The organism is Vibrio sp. ZF 223 (assembly GCF_003050585.1).
Lineage (GTDB): Bacteria > Pseudomonadota > Gammaproteobacteria > Enterobacterales > Vibrionaceae > Vibrio > Vibrio crassostreae.
Map to the genome: position 1 here is coordinate 132757 of NZ_PIGB01000007.1, position 24490 is coordinate 157246.

Here is a 24490-nt window from a genome sequence, read left to right on the forward strand (position 1 = left end):
AAAAAACGCACGCCCAATAAAGCCGAAAACAAAACGGCCTGTAAATACAGGCCGAATAAGAGTCTAGCTTTAAATGAAAAGATTAACGAACAGGTAGTTCGATATCTTTAAACATCTCTTCGATCTCTTCATTAGACTTCAAAGAAATGGCTTGCTCAACTACTGGGCGAGTTAGGTGCGGCGCAAAACGCTCCATAAAATCAAACATGTAAGAACGCAGGAATGTGCCTTTTCTAAAGCCAATGCTTGTGGTACTAGCACCAAATAGGTGACTCGCATCAATCGCAACCAAATCGGTATCTTGCTCGTGGTCAATCGCCATACTTGCGATGACACCCACACCAATGCCCATGCGAACATACGTTTTGATGACGTCCGCATCGGTCGCGGTAAACACAACACGCGGTGTTAGGCCAACTTTATTGAACGCAGTATCAAGCTCAGAACGACCAGTGAAACCAAATACGTAGGTCACTAGAGAATAAGCCGCAAGATCTTCGATCGTTATATTTCGCTTCTGTGCCAGAGGGTGATCTTTGGTCACAACGATCGAGCGGTTCCAGTGGTAACAAGGCAGCATAATCGCATCTTGATAAAGGTGCAGCGCTTCCGTTGCAATCGCAAAGTTCGCAGTACCCTTAGCTACCGCTTCTGACATCTGGCTTGGTGTACCTTGGTGCATGTGAAGCGATACTTTTGGATAACGCGCAGTAAAACCTTTAATCACATCAGGCAGTGCATAACGAGCTTGAGTATGAGTGGTTGAAATATTCAATGTACCCATCTCTGGATGAGTGTGTTCACCCGCTACAGCTTTAATACTCTCAACACGAGCTAAAATCTCTTGAGAGATGCGAATGATATCCTCACCGGCTTGGGTAACCTGTGTTAAATGCTTACCACTACGCTCAAAAATCTGAATGCCTAGCTCGTCTTCAAGTAATCTAACTTGCTTACTAATGCCTGGCTGAGATGTGTACAAACTCTCTGCTGTAGCTGAAACATTTAGGTTATGGTTTACAACCTCAACAATGTACTTCAGTTGCTGTAACTTCATATCTAACCTCGTAATCCTTTACTCATTTCTGTGCTAACTTATTTGCAAAGAGAGCGTTATAGTCTCGTGTAATATAATTAATAGTTATAACGCTTCAAACACAAAAATGACAGAAAAATTGAGTTTTTCTAGCTTAACAAACAAAAACATCACTAACGCTTTGCAACCCAACCCTCATTCTCATACATTAGTGGGTAAGTTTTGATTGCCGATTTCGCTCAACAAGAGATAATCAGAAATTGCAATTTACGAGTGCCGATACACAATGGAATCGTGTATCCTCTCAGGTTAGCTATAGAAAATAATAAGCAGACTCAAACATATGAATATTGGTTTAATAATCGCCTTAGTAGCCGTTCTTTTGGTGTTAGTTTTAGGCTACAACATCATGCTTCAATATAAAGTTAAGGTAGAAACAGCGAAGAAACAGGAAGCTTCTCGTTATCTAACCATTATTGACGGTACAGAAGAACTGATTGGCAACGCTCATCACATGCCGTTTAGCCAAGATCTTCTTGTGTGCTTAAACAATCGGATTCTTGATGCATTAGAAAACATGTATCAACTCGATCCAAAAAATAAGCAGCTTGCCCAACGCATTGAAAGCGTAAAACAACAGATCACTCAGCTCAAAGAGAACTACAAAGGTGGTGAGAGCACAGTTTTCCGCGTACCAAGTAGTGACAAGCAAGCAATCATGATGCTAAAGCTCGTTAAGCGCCTACGTGATACAGTCCGTAACGAACACAATAAGGGTCGCTTCGAGACTCAAGCTTATGTGGTTGAAAACGCTCGTCTAGAGACAATTCAAATTCGTATCAACATTGAAAACGTTATCAAACGTGCAAACGACTCGATTTCTCGTGGGCAACCGGGAACAGCAATTCAGTTACTGCGTAAAGGTATCGATGCGCTAGCAACCAAAAATGATTCGTACTCTAATCAAGCAAAAGAAAAGCTACAGCAGATGCTCGACGAGCTTGATCAAAAACGCCAAGATAAGAACGCTCAAGATTTACAACAGATCGAATCTAAAGAGCGAGAAGACGATATGGATGCCCTCTTCGGTCAAAAGAAAAAATGGTAACAGTCTAACTCAACAATTAAAGGCCGCCTTATTTACATTAAATAGGCGGCCTTTTTTATAGCTGTTGAATTTCCTTTCTCTGTATAGGGAGATCTCTTGAGCTGTGATAAAATCCCCGCATTATCAACAAACTTTCCCTGACCATGTATCAAGAACTACTCGCTCCAATCCACTCTTTTCTGAAAGCAGAAACGCCAGATTCATGGATAGATGAAGCCAAAAAGCCTGAAAATCTGCACATCATTCTACGCGATCACATGCTGTGTGAACTTAAAGCAGCACAGAGTGCCTTGTTCCTTATCCGCAAGTACGCAGTTGATAAAGAAAGTGCGAAACAACTGAATGAATGGATTTTGCCATACGAGCAATTTGCTTACCGTCGTATCGGAGACTTAGAGTCTCTGCGTGGTAAAAGCAACGTATCCAAGCAAATCACAGCGAAAGAAGGCTGTAATTACGGTGCTGATCTGATCGATAAGATGGTACTGCTGATCAAAGAAGAGCTGCATCACTTCTACCAAGTCATGGAGTTGATGGAGAAGAAAGGCGTAACTTACCAGCCAATCGAGGCGGGTCGTTATGCTAAAGGCTTGATCAAACAAGTTAAGACTTACGAGCCTGATGCTCTGGTTGATAAGCTTATCATCGGCGCGTTTATTGAAGCTCGCTCTTGTGAACGATTCGCTAAATTGGCTCCTTTCTTGGAAGAAGACATGGAGAAATTTTACGTGTCTCTACTTCGCTCAGAAGCTCGCCACTACCAAGATTACCTTGAGCTAGCAGAACAGATCGCAGGTAAAGATATTTCAGAGCGTATTGCTCATTTTGCGCAAGTAGAAGCGGAACTTATCACTTCAGAAGACAGTGACTTCAAATTCCATAGTGGTGCTCCAGTTTAAACTCTGTGCAGAGAATTCATTCCAGTTTAGACTAATCCGGACAAGACAATTAAGGCCAGCAATATGCTGGCCTTTGTTATTTATATCTCGAGCTAAATATAAACTTAAGCTAGCGTACCGTTGATCTCTGCAAGTACAGCAGCTGGGTCAATAGCTTGAGTAATAGGACGACCAATAACAAGGTAGTCTGACCCCGATTCAATCGCTTTAGAAGGGGTCATGATACGCTTCTGGTCACCAACATCAGCGCCTACAGGACGAATACCTGGAGTCACTAGTTTGAACTCCTGACCAAGTGCGCCTTTAAGCAAAGAAGCCTCTTGTGCAGAGCATACAACACCGTCTAAGCCAGAGTTCTTCGTTAGAGAAGCTAAGCGCATCACTTGCTGCTGTGGTTCAAGATCCAAGCCAATACCCGCTAAGTCAGATTGCTCCATACTGGTTAGGACAGTTACGCCGATTAGCAACGGGCGATCTTTACCATACGGTTCTAAGATTTCGCGAGAAGCCGTCATCATGCGCTCACCGCCACTTGCGTGTACGTTCACCATCCATACACCTAGTTCAGCGGCAGCGCGGACTGCCTTTGAACATGTGTTCGGGATATCGTGAAACTTAAGGTCTAAAAATACTGAGAAACCACGCTTATGCAATTCACGAACAAATTCAGGGCCAAACAGAGTAAACATCTCTTTGCCCACTTTTAGGCGGCAAGATGCTGGATCAATACGATCAACAAAGGCTAACGCATCCGCTTGGTTGTCATAATCCAAAGCTACAATGATTTTTTGGTCGTTCATTTCATCTCCTAACGCAGTTAACTTTCTAAAAATTTCAATCACCAAAGCAGGTGATAAATAACAGTCATAAAAATGCAGCCCGAAAGCTGCAATTAATAATTTGGTCTTAAAATGACCACAAATCTATTCACCATCAAGCCCACGAATAGGCTTGATCGTTCCCCACCCCTTACATGAAGGGCAGTGCCAATACATTGAATGTGTTGAGAAACCACACTGACGACAACGATAATGGGGCTTAACCTTAAGTTGTTCACCAACCATAGACTGAAGTGTGGTTAAGCTGTCTTTCGCTCGACCTTCTTCAGCTTCCGCTAGGTGGTAATCAATTAATCGATAAAAACCTTTCATGGTTGGGTTTTTAACAAGCTGCTTGGTCAGTAGCTCTTGCGCAGAGCCTACATCTTCATGGTGAGCAACCAATTGCGCCAGCATCAGTTCGGCAGATACACCGGCTTTCTTCTGTATACACGCTTTCAGGAACTCGACCAGTTGAGCTTCTTGTCCAAGTTTGTGGTAACACTCAGCAAGAGTTGGCAACACCTCACTGATAAAATCGATATCTTGTTCGAGTACCGACTCCAGACAATCAATTGTCTTTTGGTAATCTTCATTCGCTAAGTGGAACTTACCTAAAGCAATACTTGCACGAACACATTTAGGATCTTCAGAAAGCGCCTTCTTGAAGTGCTGAAGTGCTTTAGAGCGATTGCCATCAGCTTGCTCCTGCATCGCAAGTTCACACCAAAAATGCGCTACTGTCGCACGCATTTTCATTTTCTTCTTACCAAGCTTAACGAGGATATTTCCGTAATGGATAGCCTTATTCCACTCTCGAGTTTGCTGATAAATAGCAACTAACTGCTGCAAAGCGCCCTCTTTGTGGTCAGGTTCTTCTACAAGCTGTTCAAAGATTTTTTCGGCGCGATCAAGAAAACCAGAGACCATGTAGTCTTTAGCTAATTGTTGCAGTGCGAGATTTTTCTGGTCGAGAGTAAGCCCCGAACGAGAGATAAGATTTTGGTGAATTCGAATAGCGCGGTCGACTTCGCCTCTTGAGCGGAACAAGTTGCCCAAGGCTAAGTGAGTGTCGATGGTCTCATTGTCTACTTGAAGTAGCTCAATAAAATGATCAACCGCTTTGTCAGATTGGTCTGACAGTAATAGGTTCAAACCCGTCACGTATTGACGGGAGATCTGGTGTGATTGTTTTTGTTTTTCTTGCTGAGCATTACGATTACCCATATACCAACCATAAGCGGCTGCGATAGGCAAAAGTAAGAACAGTAACTCTAACATCAAATATAGCCTTTAAGCTTTAGTATCAGCAGCGACCTGCTTTGATTGCTTATTGAGTTGCTTCTTCAAGCGATGAATTTTTAGCTGAGACCGCATGTGCATATTGCCAAAGACTAACCAAGCAAGGGCAAAGCCTGAAACGAATACAACGCCTAGTAAACTTGATAGGTGGAAGTCACCTTGCGCTAGCAGATAGTTGAAATTCACAGTTGTTTGGTTTTGAGAGCCTAAAGCCAGTGCAATTAGGAAAAGTGCGATAACGGCGACTATTTTTATAATTTTCATAGTTCATCACTCATTGGTTAGTTAGCTGTACGATTATGCAGGAAAATTACTAATCAGACCACCATATTATGGTCATAAAAAAGCGGCATACATTATAGTATGCCGCTTTTCTTAATTCCGATAAGTAGGCTACAGTCCTGAGTTTACTCGTTCGCGTAGCTCTTTACCTGGTTTGAAGTGAGGAACGTATTTGCCTTCCAACTCTACCTTGTCACCAGTTTTAGGATTACGTCCAACACGAGGTTCACGGTAATGCAGAGAAAAACTGCCAAAGCCGCGAATTTCGATTCGATCACCACTTTCTAGTGTTGAAGCCATGTGCTCTAAAATGTCTTTTACAGCGTCTTCAATTTCTTTTGCAGAAAGATGCGTTTGCTCAGCGCATAGTCTTTCAATCAATTCAGACTTAGTCATAGTTACCCTCGTTGGTTTTCTTTTTAGAAATTATAGACCTATCGGAAAAATAAGCAAAAAAAAAGGAGCCTTACGGCTCCTTTCTTGGCTATATAGCTATAATTCTCTTAACGAGAAGCTATTATTCGCCTTTAGCAGCTTTGAATGCGTCTGCCATTGCGTTACCGAACGCGCCTTCTTCAGACTTGTTCAGTGAAGCCATTGCTTCTTGCTCATCAGCTTCATCTTTAGCTTTGATAGATAGGTTGATTACGCGGTTCTTACGGTCTACACCAGTGAACTTCGCTTCAACGCTGTCGCCAACGCTTAGGATTAGAGATGCATCTTCGATACGGTCGCGAGAAACTTCAGAAGCGCGGATGTAACCTTCAACGCCTTCGATTAGCTCGATAGTAGCGCCTTTCGCGTCAACTGCAGTAACAGTACCGTTTACAAGAACACCTTTCTTGTTGTCAGCAACGTATGCGTTGAACGGGTCGTTTTCCATTTGCTTAACGCCAAGAGAAATACGCTCACGCTCTGCATCTACTGCTAGAACAACAGCAGAGATTTCGTCGCCTTTCTTGTATTCACGTACAGCTTCTTCGCCGGCAGCGTTCCAAGAAATGTCAGATAGGTGTACAAGACCGTCGATACCGCCTTCTAGACCGATGAAGATACCAAAGTCAGTGATAGACTTGATCTTACCAGTAACTTTGTCGCCCTTAGCTTGCATTTCTGCAAATGACTGCCATGGGTTAGCTTTACACTGTTTCAGACCTAGAGAGATACGACGACGTTCTTCGTCGATATCAAGAACCATAACCTCAACTTCGTCGCCAACATTAACAACTTTAGAAGGGTGGATGTTCTTGTTAGTCCAATCCATTTCAGAAACGTGTACTAGACCTTCAACGCCTTCTTCGATTTCAACGAAGCAGCCGTAGTCAGTTAGGTTTGTAACACGACCAGAAAGCTTGTGACCTTCAGGGTAACGCTTAGCGATTGCTACCCATGGATCTTCGCCTAGTTGCTTAAGACCTAGTGAAACACGAGTGCGCTCACGATCGAACTTAAGAACTTTAACTAGGATTTCGTCACCAACGTTAACGATCTCTGATGGGTGCTTAACGCGCTTCCAAGCCATATCTGTGATATGTAGAAGACCGTCAACACCGCCAAGGTCAACGAATGCACCGTAGTCAGTAAGGTTCTTAACGATACCTTTAACTTCAGTACCTTCTTGTAGAGTTTCAAGAAGTTCGTCACGCTCAACACTGTTTTCAGATTCGATAACAGCACGACGAGAAACAACAACGTTGTTACGCTTCTGGTCTAGCTTGATTACTTTGAACTCTAGCTCTTTGTTTTCTAGGTGAGCAGTGTCACGGATAGGACGTACGTCTACTAGAGAACCTGGAAGGAAAGCACGGATACCGTTAAGTTCAACAGTGAAACCGCCTTTAACTTTACCGTTGATGATACCAACAACAGTTTCAGCTTCTTCGCAAGCTTTCTCAAGTACGATCCAAGCTTCGTGACGCTTAGCTTTCTCACGAGAAAGTTGAGTCTCACCGAAACCATCTTCAACAGCGTCTAGAGCTACGTCTACTTCAGCACCAACTTCAACTTCAAGTTCGCCAGCAGCGTTCTTGAATTGTTCAGCAGGGATAGCAGATTCAGACTTAAGACCAGCGTCTACAAGAACGAAACCGTTCTCGATAGCTACTACAGTACCTTTAACGATGCTGCCTTGTTGGAATTCAGTTTCAGATAGAAACTCTTCAAAGAGTTGAGCAAAAGATTCAGTCATTATTTAATCTTCAATAATTAAACGTCCATGGGTATCCTACCGCATGGGGTTGATAAATTCGCCGGTCATCATCCTTGCGACCAACGTTCGTACTAGCTCGGCAAAATTACCCAGCCAGTTTCGATTCAATATAGTGTAGTGCTTTATCTACTACCTGCTCAATATTCATTGAGGTGGAATCAAGCACTAGAGCATCCTCTGCAGGGCGAAGTGGCGCCACTGGGCGATTACGATCTCGGTCGTCTCGCTCTTGGATCTCGCTCAAAAGGTCGTCAAATTTAACATCTAACCCCTTCTGTTGCAACTGTTTAAGGCGGCGACTCGCACGCTCTTCAGCACTTGCATCTAAAAATATTTTCGCTTCAGCTTCAGGAAACACAACCGTTCCCATGTCACGGCCATCGGCAACCAAGCCAGGCGCAGCGCTGAATGCACGTTGACGACGAAGCAGTGCTTCTCGAACGCGAGGTAAAGCAGCAACTTTTGAAGCCGCCATGCCAGTCTCTTCTTTACGAAGTTCACCAGACACATCTTCACCTTCTAGGATAACCTTAACTAAGTCGCCTTCAGCAATAAACTGCACGTCTAAGTGTGTAGCAAGCGGTACTAAAGCATCTTCTGATTCTGTATCCACACCATGGTGAATTGCAGCTAAAGCCAATACGCGATAGATCGCGCCTGAATCTAGAAGATGAAAGCCTAGCTTATCTGCTAGTAACATACACAGGGTACCTTTACCTGCACCACTTGGTCCATCAACCGTAATCACTGGGCTTTGAGAAGGCATCTTTTACTCCACGTTTTGTCGTAAGTTTTATTCTGTACTAGCGATTCGCCACTACTTTATAGGCGGCATATTATAGAGAAAAATTGGAAGTCGAGCGAGGTAAATCTCAGATAATTCCGTGTTGATGATGCATAAACAAATGCAACCAGCTCAATATCCGTTTGCGTAAGTCAATAAGACACCCACGCGCTTATCGATAGCGTACTTTTCGATAGATAGAAAAAAGCCTCGCAACAAGCAAGGCTCTACTGTGTTTTATGATCAGCTCAAAGAAGCTTAGCCAATAATAGCTCGAACCGCTTCTAGGTCTTCAGGTGTGTCAACCCCAGCAGCAGGCGCTTCAGCCGCAACATCTACGTGGATTTTTTCACCGTACCAAAGCACGCGTAGTTGCTCTAGGCACTCAATTCGTTCTAGGGTACTTGGTTCCCAATTGATGTAGGTATTGATAAAACCCGCTCGGTAAGCATAGATACCAATATGACGAAGCAAAGGCGATTCCGCTGCAGTACCGTTGTTCGCATAAGCATCGCGATCCCAAGGGATGGTTGCTCGGCTAAAATATAACGCGTAACCGTCTTTATCGGTTACAACTTTAACTGCGTTAGGATTAAACACTTCATCAGCATGAGTAATTTCCACACCTAACGTTGCCATCGGAGCTGTACTGTTCGCAAGGTTATTCGCAACCTGATTAATGATCGCAGGTGGGATAAGTGGCTCATCACCTTGAACATTCACGATAATATGATCATCTGGAATCTTCATAACTTCAATCACTTCAGCTAGACGCTCAGTGCCTGATTCATGATTCGGTGATGTCATACAAACGGTCGCGCCAAATGCTTTAGCCGCTTTTTCAACTCGAGCGTCGTCGGTAGCGATAATAACGTTATCAGCACCTGCCTTCATCGACTGTTCGTATACCCATTGAATCATCGGCTTGCCACCAATGTCAGCCAGAGGCTTACCTGGTAAACGGCTCGATTGGTATCTTGCAGGTATAACAACCGTATAAGACATTACTTACCCTCATCCATTGAAACGGTGCGAGCTTCAGGTTCTAAAAGAACAGGAATACCCTCTTTAATTGGGTAAGCAAGGCGATCAATTTTACAAACAAGCTCTTGCTTATCCTTGTCAAAAGTTAGTTTACCTTTACATACAGGGCAAGCAACGATCTCAAGTAGACGGTGATCCATAGTATTCCATAACCTCTTTTATTCTTTTTAAAATTTGCTGTTGCGAATCTTCATCAAACTGCGCAGAAACTGGAAGATACCACCAGTTATCTTGAGCATATTCTTCGCATTTTACAGCGTCTTTTTCTGTCATAATCAGATTCATGCCTTTCTTAGCTAAGGCATGAAGTTCATCTTTATCAAAATCTTGATGGTCGGCGAAGCCCTGTGTGAAAACCACATCACCATCAAGATCGTCTAATGTTTTAAAAAAACGTGGTGGATGGCCAATACCTGCAAAAGCCACCAGCTTCTGTAATTCTGCCACAGACCTTTTCTGACCTGTCTTCAGGTTAACGGCTTGGCTTGGAAGCAAAGACATCGAGAACTCTCGCCCGTGCGCTTTACCGCCATTATTCACCAAAAAGTCTACGTCATCTAAACGAGATATAGGCTCCCTTAATGGGCCTAAAGGAATTAGGCACTCACTACCAAAGCGTCTCGCACCGTCGATAACCGCAAATTCAACATCACGTTCAAGTGCATAATGCTGAAGGCCGTCGTCAGTGATGATGACATTCACCCCTTCGCTCAGTAAAGCCTTCACCGCATTCGCGCGCACAGGGTCGACCGCAACAGGAGCTCCTGTTCGCTTTCGGATCAAACGAGGTTCATCACCAGAGTGTTCTGCTGGCGTATTCTCATCCAAAACCAGCGGATAGCTTGGTGCTTTTGCACCGTAGCCACGAGAAACGACACCAGGCTTAAAACCATTGGCCTGGAGCATCTCAACCAACCAAATTACGACCGGTGTTTTACCATTACCACCAGCGGTAATATTACCAACAACAATTACTGGCAATGGTGGACGGTAAGTCTCTTTCTTCCCCGATAGATAAGCATCACGACGTTGACCGCTGATCATTTTGAACAGCAGACTCAGTGGCCACAACAGCGGCCAGAGAAGGTATTTCAACGGGTGGTTGTTAAACCAAATCTTTTCGATCACAACAAGGCCTAATCTTATCCACTGAACTGAATTCGGTGTAATTGTGCATAGGCGCCATCATGCGCGATTAGCTCAGCATGTGCGCCCCTTTCTACAATATGACCATCATCAACCACTAGAATTTCATCGGCTTGCTCGATGGTAGAAAGTCGGTGTGCAATAACTAATACTGTTTTGTCTTTCTGCAGCTCTTCTAGTGCGGATTGAATCGCTCTCTCTGACTCTGTATCCAGTGCTGATGTTGCCTCATCAAGAATCAAAACAGGTGCATCTCTCAATAGAGCTCGGGCAATCGCAATACGCTGTCTTTGACCGCCAGAAAGGCTCGCACCATTTTCACCCACAACCGTATCGATGCCATTTTCCATGCCCTCGATAAATTCGCTTGCATGAGCAAGTTTAGCCGCGTGTTCAATCTGTTCGCGAGTATATTGCTCTTCTGCTGCATAAGCGATGTTGTTCGCGACTGTATCGTTAAACAGGTGCACATTTTGAGAAACAAGAGCAAAGTGCTCACGTAGATTTCTCAATTCATAATCACGAATGTCGTGGCCATCAAGTTCAATTGAACCTGAGTCGACGTCATAGAAGCGAGTAAACAGGTTAGCAATGGTACTCTTACCCGAACCAGACCGCCCAACAAGCGCAACTGTCTTACCTTTCGGTATATTAAAGCTGACCTTATCGAGAGCAGGTTTCTCTGCACCATCATAAGTAAACGTCACATCTTTAACAGCCACTTCACCCGTTACAGTTTCAGGTTTCAACGTGCCTTTGTTTTGTTCTGTATCTAGATCCATCAAACCAAATAGCGTCGTACTTGCTGCCATACCGCGTTGGAATTCAGATGTTACGTTAGTTAGCGCTTTTAGTGGACGCAACAAACCAAACATTGCAGAGAAGACAACGGTAAACGTACCAGCAGTGAGCTCGGCTTTAATAGAATCGACACTAGCGAGGAATAGAACAACAACAATCGCAACTGATGCGATCATTTGAATAATTGGGTTAGCGGCCGCTTGAGCAGTGATTAGCTTCATGCTTTGTTGGCGCATTTGGTTACTAACTTTATCAAAGCGGTGTTTTTCTAGATCTTGACCACCGTAAGTTAGAACCACTTTATGCCCTTTCAGCATTTGTTCAGCTGAAGAAGCAACATGACCCATGCTGGTTTGCATGTTCTTAGAGATCTTTCTGAATCGCTTCGATACGATACTGATCGCCCACGCCACAAGAGGTGCTACAGCGAATAATACCAAAGACAACTGCCAACTGTTCCAGAACATCAGCGTCAGTAAGCCAATAATACTTGCACCTTCACGAACAATACTGACTAACGCTTTACTGGTTGCTGCAGACACTTGCTCTGAATCGTAAGTAATTCGGGATAGCAGAGCACCAGTCTGTTCTTTATCGAAGAAAGACACAGGCATGTGCATGAAATGGCTGAATATTTTACGACGAATTTCCATAACCACATTGCCAGAGACCCAGCTCAAACAGTAGGTTGAAACAAAACCACTGACACCACGAACGAACATCATGGCAAAGATAATAAGTGGAAGTGTACGTAAAAAGTCAGATTCAGCATTACCAAAGCCTTCATCAAGTAACGGCTTTAGTAAGGAAATCATATAGGTATCAGAAACGGCATTTATAATAAGCGCAATTACCGCAACACCTAGGCCGGCCTTATATAGTCGAATATAAGTCCAAAGTCTTTTAAATGTGACCCAGGTAGTTTCATCTGTTTGTGTTGACATAGAATCGCTTAATTTTCTCACAATAATCTATCTATTCTACTCCCTTACGAAGCATCTGCCTATACCACTGCCCGCCTTGTTGTTCTCTAATAGCATGATATTGCCAACCTTCTTTGCTAAGAGTGATGGTTATTTGTCCGCTTTCTCCAGTATCTAGCCAAGTACTCCCCGCTTCCTGATAGCGTTCAACAACAGACGCACTCGGCATTCCCCACTGATTTCCTTTGGCTAGAGAAGCTATCGCCAGCTTAGGTGACACGGCCTCAATAAACGACTTAATCGATGACGAATCACTGCCATGATGCGGAACCAACATGACATTACTCCTAAGCCGTTCACCTTCACGGGCAAGTAACCACTCACTTACTAGTTCAACATCGCCAGTGAGCAACATCGAGAAATCTGTATTTGAGTCTGATATCTTGACCACGCACGAATGTGGGTTGTACGCCCTCTTCACTTGCTTGGGAGGCCATAACACTTCAAAAACAATACCTTGCCAGTTCCAAACCTCACCAAGAGTACATGCTTGAATATTAGGCAGAGCTGGAGTGGTAGATTGGGGTTGTTGATTAATATTCTGACTGGTTCTTATCCACTTAGGGTTGTAGTTTTCAAGCAACGCTGGATAACCACCAGCATGGTCAGAATCGAAATGACTCACAATCACGCCTTCTAATTCATGAATCCCCCGCTGATTCAAAGTAGGAATCAACAATGACTCAACAACCGAGCCTCCTGGCCACGCATTGCCAAGATCATAAACAACAATCTGATTGTTCTTTTCCAACAGTAAAGACAACCCGTGTCCAACATCCAATATATCGATGGTTAGCTTTTCTTGCTGGGGTTTGCTGAATTCCCACCACAACACAAACAGAGCAATTAGCAATATCGATAGTGCTCGCCTGAAGTATCGACCAACAAAGCCGAAAAACAAAATAAGGAATACAGACAACTCAATTGTATGATTATCGACTTGAATCCAAAATCGCTCAGAGAAAGGAAGGCTATATACGAGAGGCTCAAGCGACAAGTCGACCAACTTCCACAGTTGGCTAACAAAGCCATTACCTAACACTCCGAGTTCAAGCGTACTAGACACTGACTCCGATATTAAGCTAAGAAACATTGCCAGAAACAACAGCGGGATCGTCACCATCGATACCCAAGGCAAAAGAAGTAAATTGTAGAAAACAGAGACTAAACTGACCCCTTTGAAAAACAGCATGGAAAACGGCGTTAGCAGGAGTGTAAGCATCAGTTGGATCTTAATGAGCAACAATACTCGGTCGAAAAATGTAGAGACTGAAGATGAAGGCTGACAATTTAAAGCGATATATAGAACGGCGCCCAATGCACCAAAGGACAACCAAAGACTGCTCGACAAGACTGAAAACGGCCAAATCAGCAGAACCACGCACAGACTTAAAGCGACATACCGAAGCAAACTGATATTCTGCCCACGCCACAAAAAATAACTGGCGATGACGCACATCACTAAAGCTCTTAAAGTTGGCAGCGTGAACCCAGCAAACCAACTATAGAAATAGGCCAAACTGAGCCCGAACATCGTAGGAAGCCAAAGATATGAAGGTGAAAGTAACCTGAATATCTTGCCTAACTGATAACCGAAACCAAAGGCAATCCCGATATGGAGTCCCGAGATAGCCATCAAATGAATTAAGCCACTACTTTTAAGTAAATCCCACCGCTGAGGATGAATGAGCTCCCGATACCCAAAGCTTAAAGCCATAATGAGGTCTTGGTTTGTCAGCCGACTTAACCTTTCAAGGCTGGTTTCAAACCATTGGGCTCGCAAGTTGGTGCTAGAGTGTATTCGATATTTGGTATCGGCCCTGTAAGTTGCATTGGCAACCACGCCTGCACTAAACAAGTACTTTTCTAAATCAAAGCCTGCTTCATTGAGTTTGCCCCATACAGGCTTTATGGACACAGATAAATTGACATCATCTCCAAGCGTTAACTTAAAAGGGGTGAATAAACGCAATTTTATCAATTGAGGAGAGATTAATTTTTCGCCGCTAATTGATCTGGCTACTATTACGCTTTCAAAACCGTGGCTATTTTCACTAAAAAGGCTAACAACCGAAGCATTTATGGTAGTATTCTGCCCTGATTGGAATAAGCGACTCGTTTGTATTTCAATCGCATTCCCTAGGCAGATAACTAGTATCAATGCTGTTACTGGACCTCTTGCACTCCGGAAAACGCTATACTTTGTTGATGCTAGCAGTAGCAACAGCATCAATGGTGCCCAAACCCAATGTGGCATCACAGGCCAGAAGCTGGCAGACACAACTGTCGCAGCAAATGAAATCAAGAACCAAGTGTTAAACAAGAGAGTAGCTTCCTCCTATGCCAAGAAAGTTTATCAAACGATTTATGCCTGACCATGAGTTAATCAAGCGTCAGAAAGCATTGAAAGTTTTTGGCAATGTTTTGTACAACCCAAACTTATGGTGCCTTAATCGTCGCTCTGCGGCTGGCGCGTTCGCTGTTGGGTTATTCATGGCGTTTGTCCCTCTACCAAGTCAAATGATTATGTCTGCAGGCCTTGCCGTCGCATGTGGCGTTAATCTGCCTCTGGCTGTCGCACTTGTTTGGATCAGTAACCCGGTCACCATGCCCGTTCTCTTCTACTTTGCTTATAAAGTCGGGGCGTTTGTTATGCATGTTCCGCCGCAAGCCTTTCACTTCGAGCTGTCTTGGGACTTCATCTTGGCGCAGATGAGCACCATTGGGCCTCCGTTCTTATTGGGTTGTCTGATTTGTGGGGTGGTTTCAGCAATGACTGGCTACTTTGGTATTCGCGGTTTATGGCGTTACTCAGTAGTAAGAAGTTGGAAGAAGCGACAAGCAAGGTACTGAACGACCGTTCCTTGTCATTCAATCTAACCTTGTATGCGCTTCACTTAAAATGCACACAAGTTAAAATCAGATGAGCCGCTGACCTCTGCAAGATTGGCATGTAACGAAAGTCGTAATGAACACGAATTGAATTCAATAAAAAGGATCCCATTGGGATCCTTTTTTGTATCTACTAGAGAACTGACTGCTAATTATTTAGAACTAAGCACCGAGGCCGGATTTAACTTCGCCGCTCGTGATGCTGGATACCAAGTCGCCAGCAAACTCAACACAATCGCAGTACCGGACACAACAACAACATCCGTCATATCCAATTGTGATGGCAAAAAGTCGACAAAGTAAATGTCACCGGACAAGAACTGGTGATCGACAAGCTTTTCAAGCCCTTTAATAAGCGTAGTGAGGTTAAGTGCCACCAACACACCTATCGCACTCCCCACTAAACTGCCTAACACACCTGAGAATACGCCCTGCCAAACAAAGATGCGCTTTACTAGACCATCTGATGCACCCATGGTTCTTAAGATCGCGATCTCTGATGCTCTGTCTTTCACTGCCATCATTAAAGTCGAGACAATATTGAAACAAGCGACGCCAATAACCAGTACCATCACCAGGTACATGATGGTGCGGACCAATTGGATATCTCGATACAAGAAGCCAAACTTCTGTTGCCAGCTTCGTAGATACACGTACACATCAAGCTGATTGCCCACTTCGCGCACAATAGAGTTCGCGTTCAGCACATCGGTCACTTTTAAAGAGACTCCAGTCACCGCTTCACCTAAGTTTGCGTAGACTTGAGCATCACCAATAGGGATTAGAGCCAAGCTGTGGTCTATCTGACCATTAAGCGTCAGCAAACCCACCACTTTCACTCGAACACGTTTTGGCGCCTGAACCTTCACAGAGCCATTCACCGTTGGAATCATCAAAGTCAGATAATCACCGACTTTAGCGCCAAGCACATCTGCTACACCTGAGCCCAAGATGATCTGTTGTTGCCCCGACTTAAATTCACTCCAAGCTTGTTTATCGATGAAGTTAGACAAACTCGAGACTTCTTGCTCACGCTTAGGGTCAACGCCGCGCACTTCGATCGCTTTCAACTCTTTGCCCTTTTCAGCAAGCGCTGTAATTTTTACATAAGGCGCAGCTGCCATAACCTTGTCGTTTTTTTCGGACTGTTCGATCACATGTTCCCAACGAGTTACTGGCTCGTTCACGCCCTCAAACTCACCGTGTGGAATAACAGAAAGCACGCGTGATTCAAGCTCACGCTCAAAACCATTCATGGCCGACAAGCCGATAATGATCACGGCGACACCAACCGCAATGCCGATTGTCGAAGACAAAGAGATGAACGACACCATCTTGTCTCGCTGTTTCGCTCGGCTAAACCGACCGCCTATCAATAGAGATAAAGAAGAAAACACTTAGCTCACCTCTTTTTCTACGTTAACCAACAAACCATCTTGCATGTGAAGTTGACGGTCCATCTTGCCCGCAAGTTCACCATCGTGGGTTACCACCAAGAAAGCAGTATCGTATTCACGGTTGAGCTCACGCATTAAGTCGTAAATTGACAGTGCGGTATTGTGGTCAAGGTTACCAGTCGGCTCATCAGCTAAAACTAAAGCAGGTTTGTTTACCAATGCACGAGCAATTGCCACACGCTGTCTTTCACCACCAGAAAGTTCTGAAGGTCGGTGATCAACACGGTGGCTTAACCCAACTTTATCAAGTAACAGTTGAGCTTCTTGTTTTGCTTTCGCAGGTTTCTCGCCGCCAATAAGTAACGGCATAGCTACGTTTTCTAGTGCAGAAAAATCAGAAAGAAGGTGGTGGAATTGATAAACAAAACCGAGATGTTGATTGCGAAGCTTCGCTTGCTTATTTGAACTCAAAGATGCTAAGTCCTGACCAAGAAAACTCACACTGCCTGCAGAGGCATCATCAAGCGCGCCTAAGATATGTAGTAAGGTACTTTTGCCCGAACCAGAGGTGCCGATGATTGCTACTAGCTCACCCTTTGCGATTTCAAAGCTGACTCCCTTGAGCACCTCTGTATCTAACGAGCCTTCACGGTACGTTTTACGGATATCATTACATTGAAGAAAATTACTCATAACGAAGGGCCTCAGCAGGTTTCACAGACGATGCACGATAAGAAGGGAATACAGTGGCAATCAAGCTAAGTGCGATAGCCAGAACCACAACAACGGCGATTTGAATTGGGTTAATTAAAATTGGTAGTTGGCCACCAAATGAGAATAGAGCAACCCCCATCGCCTCTAAAATAGTATTAAGGTTCATTGCTAGGGCAACGCCCAATACTCCACCAGAGAGCGCCCCAATCACGCCACTACTTGCACCTTGAACCATAAAAATTCCCATGACTTGACCATCGGTCATGCCTTGTGTTTTAAGAATCGCGACTTCAGACTGCTTCTCCATCACCACCATAATAAGCGCGGAAATAATATTAAATGCAGCAACACCGATGATAAGACCAAGCATCAAGCCCATCATATTCTTTTCCATGCGCACCGCTTGAAACAGCTCGCCACGTTGGTCTCGCCAATCACTCCACAACCAACCTTCAGGTAATGGTTGAGTCGATAACTCTGCGACTTCAAACGGGTCTTCAAAAAATAGTCTCCAGCCTGAAATGGTATCTGATTTGTAGCGCATCAAACGCCCAGCATCTTTAATATCTGTCACCATCAATTGAGCATCGATATCAGAGCCAGTATTAAAAATACCAGCAACAGTGAAATTTCGTTGGCTTGGAATACGACCTAATGGTGTGTATTGGCTAGCGCTGGTCACCATCAGGCGAACTTTGTCACCCATAGATACCTTCAAATTTCTCGCCAAGGTATGACCAAGAAATAGCTGATACTGACCCGCTTTAAGTGAAGACAATCGACCTGCAATTAAGTGGTTCTGAAGAGGGTCATCTGAATTAGGCTCAATGCCGATTAACAGCCCTGCAGATAACTGAGCCGGACTCTGAATTACTGCCTCACTGCGAACAATCGGCTCAACGTGACCATTAAGAGACATTTGCTCTGCAAAATTAGGCGCTTTAGCAGAAAGAGAGGTGGTGCCGCCTTGCTCATAAACCACGGCCTGAGGAAGAACACCAAGAATTCGGTCTTTTAACTGCGCTTCGAATCCATTCATTACCGATAAAACAGTAACCAAAGACAGCACACCAATGGTGATACCTGCCGTCGACATATAAGAAACAAAACGGCTAAAGCGATCACCTGAACGGCCTTTCAAATAGCGTAGGCCAACAAACAACGAAATAGGATGAAACATACTTTGAACCATCTAAAGGGGATGCGGGTTAATGTAACGGGTATTGCTGTTACTGTGTAGGGGTTAATTGAAAATATAGAGTGAATTAACTCAATTAGTTAGGCTTGAAAAACAGAACCTTGTCAAATTGCCAAATTTCAAACAACTATTTGAGACTTTCAATTAACTGACCTTGATTACTGCGGCCACATAGCGATAATCAATAGATCACTTCAAGGAACTAACGCATGACAGAACAAGAGTTTTTCACCGTTCACCATAGCCTTACCGCTAATATTGAACCAATGGACAGCGGCTTCACTTTACCCTCTCAAATTCAATTCGAATCTGAGATCCCAGCACCATTTGTGGTGGCAAGTGAATTTAGCCAATTGGATCTGTTAGCTGACAGTGCTCGCGCTGAACTGATAAACAGCGACTTGAAGAATGTCATCAGTTTATTGGATGCACAAAACTCAAAATTAAACCTCTTGTTGAGCTTTATGTTGTCGCAGCAAGATGATGAGAAATTTCGTACTCACACCTATTCATTTGGTGCGAGTCAGTTTTCCTGCTTTTCAAAAGCAGACATCGAACCAGGTCGCTTGGTAAAAGCCAAACTTTTCCTAGAGCACCCAGCTGCAGCCATTTATTGCTACGCAGAAGTATTTGCTAGCGAAGCGAAAGACTCAGGTTTCGAAATCAAATTTAAATACGCTCATCTTCGCGATACCGACCAAGACCTGCTAATTAAAGCGGCACTTCATCAACAACAGAAACTCTTGCGTCAACGCTCTCTAGACCGAGATAACAAGTAAATTAACATGACCAAAAAATCCATATTTACACTACCTAAACTTAAAGGTGCCGGTGACAAAAAGCACATCGGTAACCTAGTCGGTTCGTCTCTCGCTCTGGCCATTGCTAAACTCGCAGAGCAACACAACAGCCATACCGTACTTGCAGTGCCAGACCCACAAGTCGCACTTAAGCTACAATCTGAAATTGAACAGTTTACGGCACATGAAGTCGCATTATTCCCAGACTGGGAAACACTGCCTTACGACAGCTTTTCGCCGCACCAAGAGATCATCTCAGATCGTATCGCACGCCTTTATGCTTTGCCGACATTAAAAGACGGCATCACGATCGTTCCGATCAGCACGTTATTGCAACGCCAGTCACCGCGCGACTTTTTGCTGCAGCACACTCTAATGGTGAAAACGGGCGATCTCTACTCGCTTGAGAAACTGCGCTTGCAGCTTGAAAAGTCAGGCTATCGTTACGTTGATCAAGTGTTTGGCCCAGGTGAATACGCAAGCCGTGGTTCTATTCTCGACCTATTCCCAATGGGCAGTAAAGACCCATATCGTATAGACTTCTTTGATGATGAAATCGATACGATTCGTACCTTCGATCCTGAGAATCAACGCTCTATCGAAGATATCTCCGAGATTCGCCTTCTACCTGCTCATGAGTTTCCAACCTCGGAAACAGCGATTGAAGATTTCCGTATTCGTTGGCGCCAACAGTTTGATGCCCGCCGCGAACCAGAATCGGTTTATATGCAGGTTTCAAAAGGGACTTGGCCTGCTGGTATTGAGTATTGGCAACCGCTGTTCTTCGATCACACAGAAACCTTGTTTGATTACGTTGCCGATGAAGCGCAACTATTAGTTCTTGGTGACGTAGAAACAGCTGTTGATTCGTTCCTTGCTGATGTTGCTCACAGATACGAACAGCGCGGTGTTGATCCATTACGACCACTGCTGACACCTGAACAACTATGGCTAAAGAAAGACGAGCTATTCGCACACTTCAAACAGAAGCCACAAGTCAACCTAAGCCTAGATTCGATTGAAGAGAAAGCAGGCCGCACTAACTTACCGGTCGTGACATTGCCTGACCTCAGTGTTCAGCATCAGAATAAAGAGCCACTCGCAAACCTAAGAAAGTTCACTGAAGCCTTCGAAGGCAAAGTGGTTTTTTCAGTTGAGTCTGAAGGTCGCCGTGAGGCTCTGAGTGAGTTGCTTCGAGGAATAAAAGTTCGTCCAAGCGAAGTTGAAAACCTCGACGAAGCGATTAAAGGCAAAGATAAGTTCAGCCTGATCCTTGGCTCTGCTGAACACGGTTTTATCCATGAAGAGCACAACATCGCCCTTATCTGTGAAAGCGACTTACTTGGCGATCGTGTTGTTCAGCGTCGTAAGAAAGATAAGAAAAGCGTTAATAGCGATACCGTAATTCGCCACTTGGCAGAGCTTAAACCGGGTCAGCCTGTTGTGCACATTGACCACGGTATTGGTCGTTACATCGGTTTGCAAACACTCGAAGCCGGCGGCATGAAAACCGAATACGTAACGCTTGAGTATCAAAACGATGCCAAGCTCTACGTGCCAGTTGCGTCTTTGAACTTAATCGGGCGTTACTCTGGTGGCGCTGAAGATTCTGCACCACTGCATAAACTCGGTGGCGAAGCGTGGCAAAAAGCTCGTAAACGTGCCGCAGAGAAAGTCCGTGATGTTGCAGCGGAGCTACTTGATGTTTACGCTAAGCGTGAGCTGAAACCTGGCTACAAATTTGTGCTCGACCGTGGCCAATACGCGACTTTCAAATCTGGTTTCCCATTCGAAGAAACCGATGACCAAGCTATGGCCATCAATGCAGTGATGTCTGACATGTGCCAAGCAAAAGCCATGGACCGTTTGGTGTGTGGTGATGTTGGATTTGGTAAAACCGAAGTCGCGATGCGCGCAGCGTTTGTGTGTACCGATAACAGCAAACAAGTGGCGGTTTTAGTCCCTACTACCCTACTTGCGCAGCAACACTTCGAAAATTTCCGCGACCGTTTCGCCAACTTGCCGATTCGTGTCGAGGTTCTATCCCGATTCAAATCAGCTAAAGAGCAGAAGTTGATCATGCAAGATGTCGCCGAGGGTAAGGTCGACATCTTGGTGGGGACTCACAAGCTTCTTTCTAGCGATATTAAGTTTAAAGACCTTGGCTTGCTGGTTGTCGATGAAGAACACCGCTTCGGTGTACGTCAGAAAGAGAAAGTGAAAGCAATGCGTGCGGATGTCGACATCCTAACGCTCACTGCTACACCAATCCCGCGAACGCTGAACATGGCAATGAGTGGTATGCGTGATTTGTCTATCATCGCAACACCACCCGCACGACGCTTGGCAATTAAAACCTTCGTTCGCGAAAGTGATGATGCGATCGTCAGAGAAGCGGTGCTGCGTGAAATTATGCGTGGTGGGCAGGTTTACTTCCTGCACAACCAAGTCGACACGATTGAGAAAACAGCAGAGTCACTACAGAAGCTGATTCCAGAAGCGCGCGTTACCGTGGCTCATGGCCAGATGCGAGAGCGCGAACTGGAACGCATCATGAATGACTTCTACCACCAGCGCTTTAACTTGTTGGTGTGTACAACCATCATCGAAACCGGTATCGATGTACCAACAGCTAATACTATCTTGATGGACAGAGCCGATAACCTTGGTTTAGCTCAGCTTCACCAATTGCGTGGTCGTGTGGGCCGTTCTCACCACCAAGCTTATGCCTACTTGCTAACACCTCCCCCGAAAGCAATGACCAAAGACGCGGTCAAACGATTGGACGCCATAGCTTCACTTGAAGACTTAGGTGCAGGCTTTACGCTAGCAACCCATGACTTAGAGATTCGTGGTGCTGGTGAGCTATTAGGCGATGAGCAAAGTGGTCAAATCCAGTCGGTTGGTTTCACCTTGTACATGGAGATGCTTGAGCAAGCAGTAGAAGCATTGAAAGAAGGTAGAGAGCCTTCACTTGATGATCTATTGCGTGAACAAACTGAAATTGAGATGCGTCTGCCTGCACTATTGCCAGACGACTATATTCCAGACATCAACACGCGTTTATCAACATACAAGCGTATTGCGAGCGTGAGTGACACGGATGAACTTGCAGAGCTAAAAGTCGAGCTTATCGACCGCTTCGGTATTCTTCCTGATGCAACCAAGAACTTATTATCGGTTTCCGAGCTTAAATTAGCGGCGGCATCTATCAAAGCCAAGAAAATTGAAGCGCACGATAAAGGCGGATTTATCGAATTCTACCCGGATGCTGACATAAACCCGAACTACCTTGTTAAACTGTTGCAATCTCAACCGCAAAAGTTTTCAATGGAAGGACCAACTAAGTTCAAGTTTACGATACCATTGGTCGACAGACGGAAACGAATTCAATTTGTTAGTGATTTATTGGGCGAATTCAGACAAAACTTGCTGCCTTCAGCATAAGACCCAACCCACTGCACATATAAATTATCCCGCCGATAGTTCGGCTGGAAGACGGAGTAAAAATGAAAAGACTGATCCCACTGCTACTATTGTTCGTCTCACTGCCAAGTATGGCACAGAGACAATTTGATATAGAAGTGATCATTTTTAAGCGCGCTGTTGATGCAGAAAAAGTAAATGAATCTTGGCCAAACACACAGCCTAAGATTTCACTTGAGCGCGTTGGTTCATTTCAAGATACCCAGTACCGAGCGAAGAAAGGCGTGCAGATGCTTCCTTACTCGGAATACAAGTTAACGCCTCAGAAGGACAAGCTACGCAAACACGCAGGCTTTGAAGTTCTGATGCATACGGCTTGGCGTCAAGGTGACCAAGGTAAAAGTTCAGCACCTGTTTTCCACATTCAAGCAGGTAAAGACTTCTCTAAACAGTTTAATGCCGACGGCTCTGAGAAAGGTGCTGTCACTGCATCAAACCCAGATGGCTTCCAAGAAGAAACTATTGATAAACCGCTTTACGAATTAGACGGCAAGCTACAGATCTACGTACAGCACTATCTATATGCTGAAACGACTCTGGATTTAAAAGCGCCAAGCGTTCGTGAAGTGACGCTGCAAGAACAGCAAATCGAGCTAGACTCGCCAGTAAGTGGTGCAGAGAGCAATGTTCAGGTGGGTAACCTTACTGAGATCTCTCCGACCGTTGAAGTGCAAGAGTTCCTTAAAAGCTACCGCATGGACCAAAAACGTCGCATGCGCAGTACAGAGACTCACTACCTAGACCACCCGCTTCTTGGCATGGTGATTCAAGTACGTCGCGTCGCTCAATAAACCACGTAATCAGTCTTCAGCTAGCAGCTCAACTATTCTTATAGAGAGTGGAACTTGATATAAAGAATTGAAGTTGTATTAAGCATTCAATACGCCCTCCATTGTGAGGGCGTTTTATTAGCCATTACATGTTATTTGGTACGTCCTATGAGCCCAGACTTTCAGATCAATACACAAAATCTAAGCCTCAAAATCATTGAAGCCTCAGATGCTCAAGAGTTTGCTCAGCTGATCAAATCTTCACCGAGTTTATTACCTTGGGTAGATTGGTGCCACGATGAGTTTTCTATCGTCGAAGCCGAGAAGTTTATTCTAGCAACTCGCCTGAACTGGGTGAAAGCCGACGCGTTTGGTTTTGGTATTTTTGAGCGAAAAACCGATAAGCTGGTCGGAATGGTGGCGATCAATGAGCTTTATCACACCTTCAATATGGCGAGTTTAGGTTATTGGGTGAGTGATGACTTTCAAAGGAGAGGAATAGCCAAAGAAGCGATGCTGGCCTTGTTTGAATTTTGCTTTGCGCAACTGAAGTTAACGCGCTTGGAGATTGTCTGCGATACCGAGAACCTACCAAGCCAAAAGCTGATAGAGAAGTGTGGCGCTGAGCGAGAAACCATTGCCAAGAATCGATTTCTGTTTAACGGTAAACCGAAAGATGGCGTGGTTTATTCTGTGCTACCTCCAAACTCTTAACTACTTCAATTAGTTGCAACCAGCGATAGTACTCAATCAACACGATCAAAAAAGAGCTCCGAAGAGCTCTTTTTTATTATCAGCGAAATGCCCTTATAAGGCTTACC

General features: G+C 44.5%; 22 protein-coding genes. 7 read left to right on the forward strand and 15 right to left on the reverse strand.

The window, feature by feature from the left end; translation table 11 throughout:
- Positions 1 to 82: 82 nt before the first annotated feature.
- Positions 83 to 1057, reverse strand: coding sequence for an HTH-type transcriptional regulator CysB (gene cysB / locus CWO13_RS14770; RefSeq protein ID WP_017060244.1), 975 nt, complete (start codon positions 1055 to 1057; stop codon positions 83 to 85).
- A 322-nt stretch (positions 1058 to 1379) separates the two neighbouring features.
- Between cysB and CWO13_RS14775 the strand changes: the two genes are divergently transcribed.
- Both CWO13_RS14775 and miaE read left to right on the forward strand, forming a co-directional pair.
- Positions 1380 to 2144, forward strand: coding sequence for a hypothetical protein (locus CWO13_RS14775; RefSeq protein WP_048658294.1), 765 nt, complete (start codon positions 1380 to 1382; stop codon positions 2142 to 2144).
- Positions 2145 to 2287: 143 nt separating this feature from the next.
- A complete protein-coding gene (gene miaE, locus CWO13_RS14780; RefSeq protein ID WP_048658293.1) occupies positions 2288 to 3043 on the forward strand; it encodes a tRNA isopentenyl-2-thiomethyl-A-37 hydroxylase MiaE in 756 nt (251 codons plus the stop codon).
- 104 nt (positions 3044 to 3147) lie between these two features.
- On the opposite strand, the gene pyrF is transcribed toward miaE, so the two are convergent.
- The 11 genes from pyrF to CWO13_RS14835 all read right to left on the reverse strand — a co-directional run bounded on the left by pyrF (position 3148) and on the right by CWO13_RS14835 (position 14735).
- Positions 3148 to 3843 (reverse strand): orotidine-5'-phosphate decarboxylase, encoded by a 696-nt coding sequence (gene pyrF, locus CWO13_RS14785; protein WP_017078954.1) that lies wholly within the window; start codon positions 3841 to 3843, stop codon positions 3148 to 3150.
- A 123-nt stretch (positions 3844 to 3966) separates the two neighbouring features.
- On the reverse strand, positions 3967 to 5142 hold the full coding sequence (gene lapB, locus CWO13_RS14790) for a lipopolysaccharide assembly protein LapB (RefSeq protein ID WP_016769333.1): 1176 nt from the start codon (positions 5140 to 5142) through the stop codon (positions 3967 to 3969).
- A gap of 12 nt (positions 5143 to 5154) precedes the next feature.
- Entirely contained in the window at positions 5155 to 5427 is a 273-nt protein-coding gene (locus CWO13_RS14795; RefSeq protein WP_017066774.1) for a LapA family protein, read from the reverse strand.
- 129 nt (positions 5428 to 5556) lie between these two features.
- Positions 5557 to 5841 (reverse strand): integration host factor subunit beta, encoded by a 285-nt coding sequence (ihfB, locus tag CWO13_RS14800; RefSeq protein ID WP_010439923.1) that lies wholly within the window; start codon positions 5839 to 5841, stop codon positions 5557 to 5559.
- 121 nt (positions 5842 to 5962) lie between these two features.
- Complete coding sequence (rpsA, locus tag CWO13_RS14805) at positions 5963 to 7633, reverse strand: 30S ribosomal protein S1 (RefSeq protein ID WP_010439921.1); 1671 nt, start codon at positions 7631 to 7633, stop codon at positions 5963 to 5965.
- A 106-nt stretch (positions 7634 to 7739) separates the two neighbouring features.
- The gene (gene cmk / locus CWO13_RS14810) at positions 7740 to 8420 is read right to left on the reverse strand and encodes a (d)CMP kinase (RefSeq protein ID WP_108083124.1); all 681 of its coding nucleotides are present in this window, start codon (positions 8418 to 8420) and stop codon (positions 7740 to 7742) included.
- Positions 8421 to 8696: 276 nt separating this feature from the next.
- On the reverse strand, positions 8697 to 9443 hold the full coding sequence (gene kdsB, locus CWO13_RS14815; protein WP_009847141.1) for a 3-deoxy-manno-octulosonate cytidylyltransferase: 747 nt from the start codon (positions 9441 to 9443) through the stop codon (positions 8697 to 8699).
- Positions 9443 to 9622 (reverse strand): Trm112 family protein, encoded by a 180-nt coding sequence (locus tag CWO13_RS14820; protein WP_004736429.1) that lies wholly within the window; start codon positions 9620 to 9622, stop codon positions 9443 to 9445. Before CWO13_RS14820 ends, kdsB begins: the two co-directional genes overlap by 1 nt.
- Complete coding sequence (lpxK, locus tag CWO13_RS14825; protein WP_108083125.1) at positions 9603 to 10610, reverse strand: tetraacyldisaccharide 4'-kinase; 1008 nt, start codon at positions 10608 to 10610, stop codon at positions 9603 to 9605. The genes CWO13_RS14820 and lpxK overlap by 20 nt, the downstream gene beginning before the upstream one ends.
- A 14-nt stretch (positions 10611 to 10624) precedes the next feature.
- A complete protein-coding gene (gene msbA, locus CWO13_RS14830; RefSeq protein WP_052879862.1) occupies positions 10625 to 12373 on the reverse strand; it encodes a lipid A ABC transporter ATP-binding protein/permease MsbA in 1749 nt (582 codons plus the stop codon).
- 31 nt (positions 12374 to 12404) lie between these two features.
- On the reverse strand, positions 12405 to 14735 hold the full coding sequence (locus tag CWO13_RS14835) for a DNA internalization-related competence protein ComEC/Rec2 (protein ID WP_108083126.1): 2331 nt from the start codon (positions 14733 to 14735) through the stop codon (positions 12405 to 12407).
- Between the two features lie 17 nt (positions 14736 to 14752).
- Between CWO13_RS14835 and CWO13_RS14840 the strand changes: the two genes are divergently transcribed.
- A complete protein-coding gene (locus CWO13_RS14840) occupies positions 14753 to 15265 on the forward strand; it encodes a DUF2062 domain-containing protein (RefSeq protein ID WP_048658288.1) in 513 nt (170 codons plus the stop codon).
- A 191-nt stretch (positions 15266 to 15456) separates the two neighbouring features.
- On the opposite strand, the gene lolE is transcribed toward CWO13_RS14840, so the two are convergent.
- Genes lolE through lolC form a run of 3 tightly spaced genes read right to left on the reverse strand, consistent with a single transcriptional unit; the run spans position 15457 to position 18595 of the window.
- Positions 15457 to 16701: a lipoprotein-releasing ABC transporter permease subunit LolE gene (gene lolE, locus CWO13_RS14845; protein ID WP_048658287.1), complete on the reverse strand. Its 1245-nt coding sequence runs from the start codon at positions 16699 to 16701 to the stop codon at positions 15457 to 15459.
- Complete coding sequence (gene lolD, locus CWO13_RS14850) at positions 16702 to 17394, reverse strand: lipoprotein-releasing ABC transporter ATP-binding protein LolD (RefSeq protein ID WP_108083127.1); 693 nt, start codon at positions 17392 to 17394, stop codon at positions 16702 to 16704.
- A complete protein-coding gene (lolC, locus tag CWO13_RS14855) occupies positions 17387 to 18595 on the reverse strand; it encodes a lipoprotein-releasing ABC transporter permease subunit LolC (RefSeq protein WP_102478377.1) in 1209 nt (402 codons plus the stop codon). The genes lolD and lolC overlap by 8 nt, the downstream gene beginning before the upstream one ends.
- Positions 18596 to 18822: 227 nt before the next feature.
- Here lolC and CWO13_RS14860 point away from each other — a divergent pair, with 227 nt between their 5' ends.
- From CWO13_RS14860 to CWO13_RS14875, 4 genes are all read left to right on the forward strand, one after another.
- Entirely contained in the window at positions 18823 to 19392 is a 570-nt protein-coding gene (locus tag CWO13_RS14860; protein ID WP_108083128.1) for a PilZ domain-containing protein, read from the forward strand.
- Between the two features lie 6 nt (positions 19393 to 19398).
- Positions 19399 to 22860, forward strand: coding sequence for a transcription-repair coupling factor (gene mfd, locus CWO13_RS14865; protein WP_107898757.1), 3462 nt, complete (start codon positions 19399 to 19401; stop codon positions 22858 to 22860).
- 62 nt (positions 22861 to 22922) lie between these two features.
- The gene (locus CWO13_RS14870) at positions 22923 to 23690 is read left to right on the forward strand and encodes a peptidoglycan binding protein CsiV (protein ID WP_108083129.1); all 768 of its coding nucleotides are present in this window, start codon (positions 22923 to 22925) and stop codon (positions 23688 to 23690) included.
- 147 nt (positions 23691 to 23837) lie between these two features.
- The gene (locus CWO13_RS14875) at positions 23838 to 24383 is read left to right on the forward strand and encodes a GNAT family N-acetyltransferase (RefSeq protein WP_108083130.1); all 546 of its coding nucleotides are present in this window, start codon (positions 23838 to 23840) and stop codon (positions 24381 to 24383) included.
- Positions 24384 to 24490 lie beyond the last annotated feature (107 nt).

Bases quoted from the DNA above. Each gene is read 5' to 3' on its own strand.
- cysB (WP_017060244.1), bottom strand. From the start codon at position 1,057: ATGAAGTTACAGCAACTGAAGTACATTGTTGAGGTTGTAAACCATAAC.
- CWO13_RS14775 (WP_048658294.1), top strand. From the start codon at position 1,380: ATGAATATTGGTTTAATAATCGCCTTAGTAGCCGTTCTTTTGGTGTTA.
- miaE (WP_048658293.1), top strand. From the start codon at position 2,288: ATGTATCAAGAACTACTCGCTCCAATCCACTCTTTTCTGAAAGCAGAA.
- pyrF (WP_017078954.1), bottom strand. From the start codon at position 3,843: ATGAACGACCAAAAAATCATTGTAGCTTTGGATTATGACAACCAAGCG.
- lapB (WP_016769333.1), bottom strand. From the start codon at position 5,142: ATGTTAGAGTTACTGTTCTTACTTTTGCCTATCGCAGCCGCTTATGGT.
- CWO13_RS14795 (WP_017066774.1), bottom strand. From the start codon at position 5,427: ATGAAAATTATAAAAATAGTCGCCGTTATCGCACTTTTCCTAATTGCA.
- ihfB (WP_010439923.1), bottom strand. From the start codon at position 5,841: ATGACTAAGTCTGAATTGATTGAAAGACTATGCGCTGAGCAAACGCAT.
- rpsA (WP_010439921.1), bottom strand. From the start codon at position 7,633: ATGACTGAATCTTTTGCTCAACTCTTTGAAGAGTTTCTATCTGAAACT.
- cmk (WP_108083124.1), bottom strand. From the start codon at position 8,420: ATGCCTTCTCAAAGCCCAGTGATTACGGTTGATGGACCAAGTGGTGCA.
- kdsB (WP_009847141.1), bottom strand. From the start codon at position 9,443: ATGTCTTATACGGTTGTTATACCTGCAAGATACCAATCGAGCCGTTTA.
- CWO13_RS14820 (WP_004736429.1), bottom strand. From the start codon at position 9,622: ATGGATCACCGTCTACTTGAGATCGTTGCTTGCCCTGTATGTAAAGGT.
- msbA (WP_052879862.1), bottom strand. From the start codon at position 12,373: ATGTCAACACAAACAGATGAAACTACCTGGGTCACATTTAAAAGACTT.
- CWO13_RS14840 (WP_048658288.1), top strand. From the start codon at position 14,753: ATGCCAAGAAAGTTTATCAAACGATTTATGCCTGACCATGAGTTAATC.
- lolD (WP_108083127.1), bottom strand. From the start codon at position 17,394: ATGAGTAATTTTCTTCAATGTAATGATATCCGTAAAACGTACCGTGAA.
- lolC (WP_102478377.1), bottom strand. From the start codon at position 18,595: ATGTTTCATCCTATTTCGTTGTTTGTTGGCCTACGCTATTTGAAAGGC.
- CWO13_RS14860 (WP_108083128.1), top strand. From the start codon at position 18,823: ATGACAGAACAAGAGTTTTTCACCGTTCACCATAGCCTTACCGCTAAT.
- mfd (WP_107898757.1), top strand. From the start codon at position 19,399: ATGACCAAAAAATCCATATTTACACTACCTAAACTTAAAGGTGCCGGT.
- CWO13_RS14870 (WP_108083129.1), top strand. From the start codon at position 22,923: ATGAAAAGACTGATCCCACTGCTACTATTGTTCGTCTCACTGCCAAGT.
- CWO13_RS14875 (WP_108083130.1), top strand. From the start codon at position 23,838: ATGAGCCCAGACTTTCAGATCAATACACAAAATCTAAGCCTCAAAATC.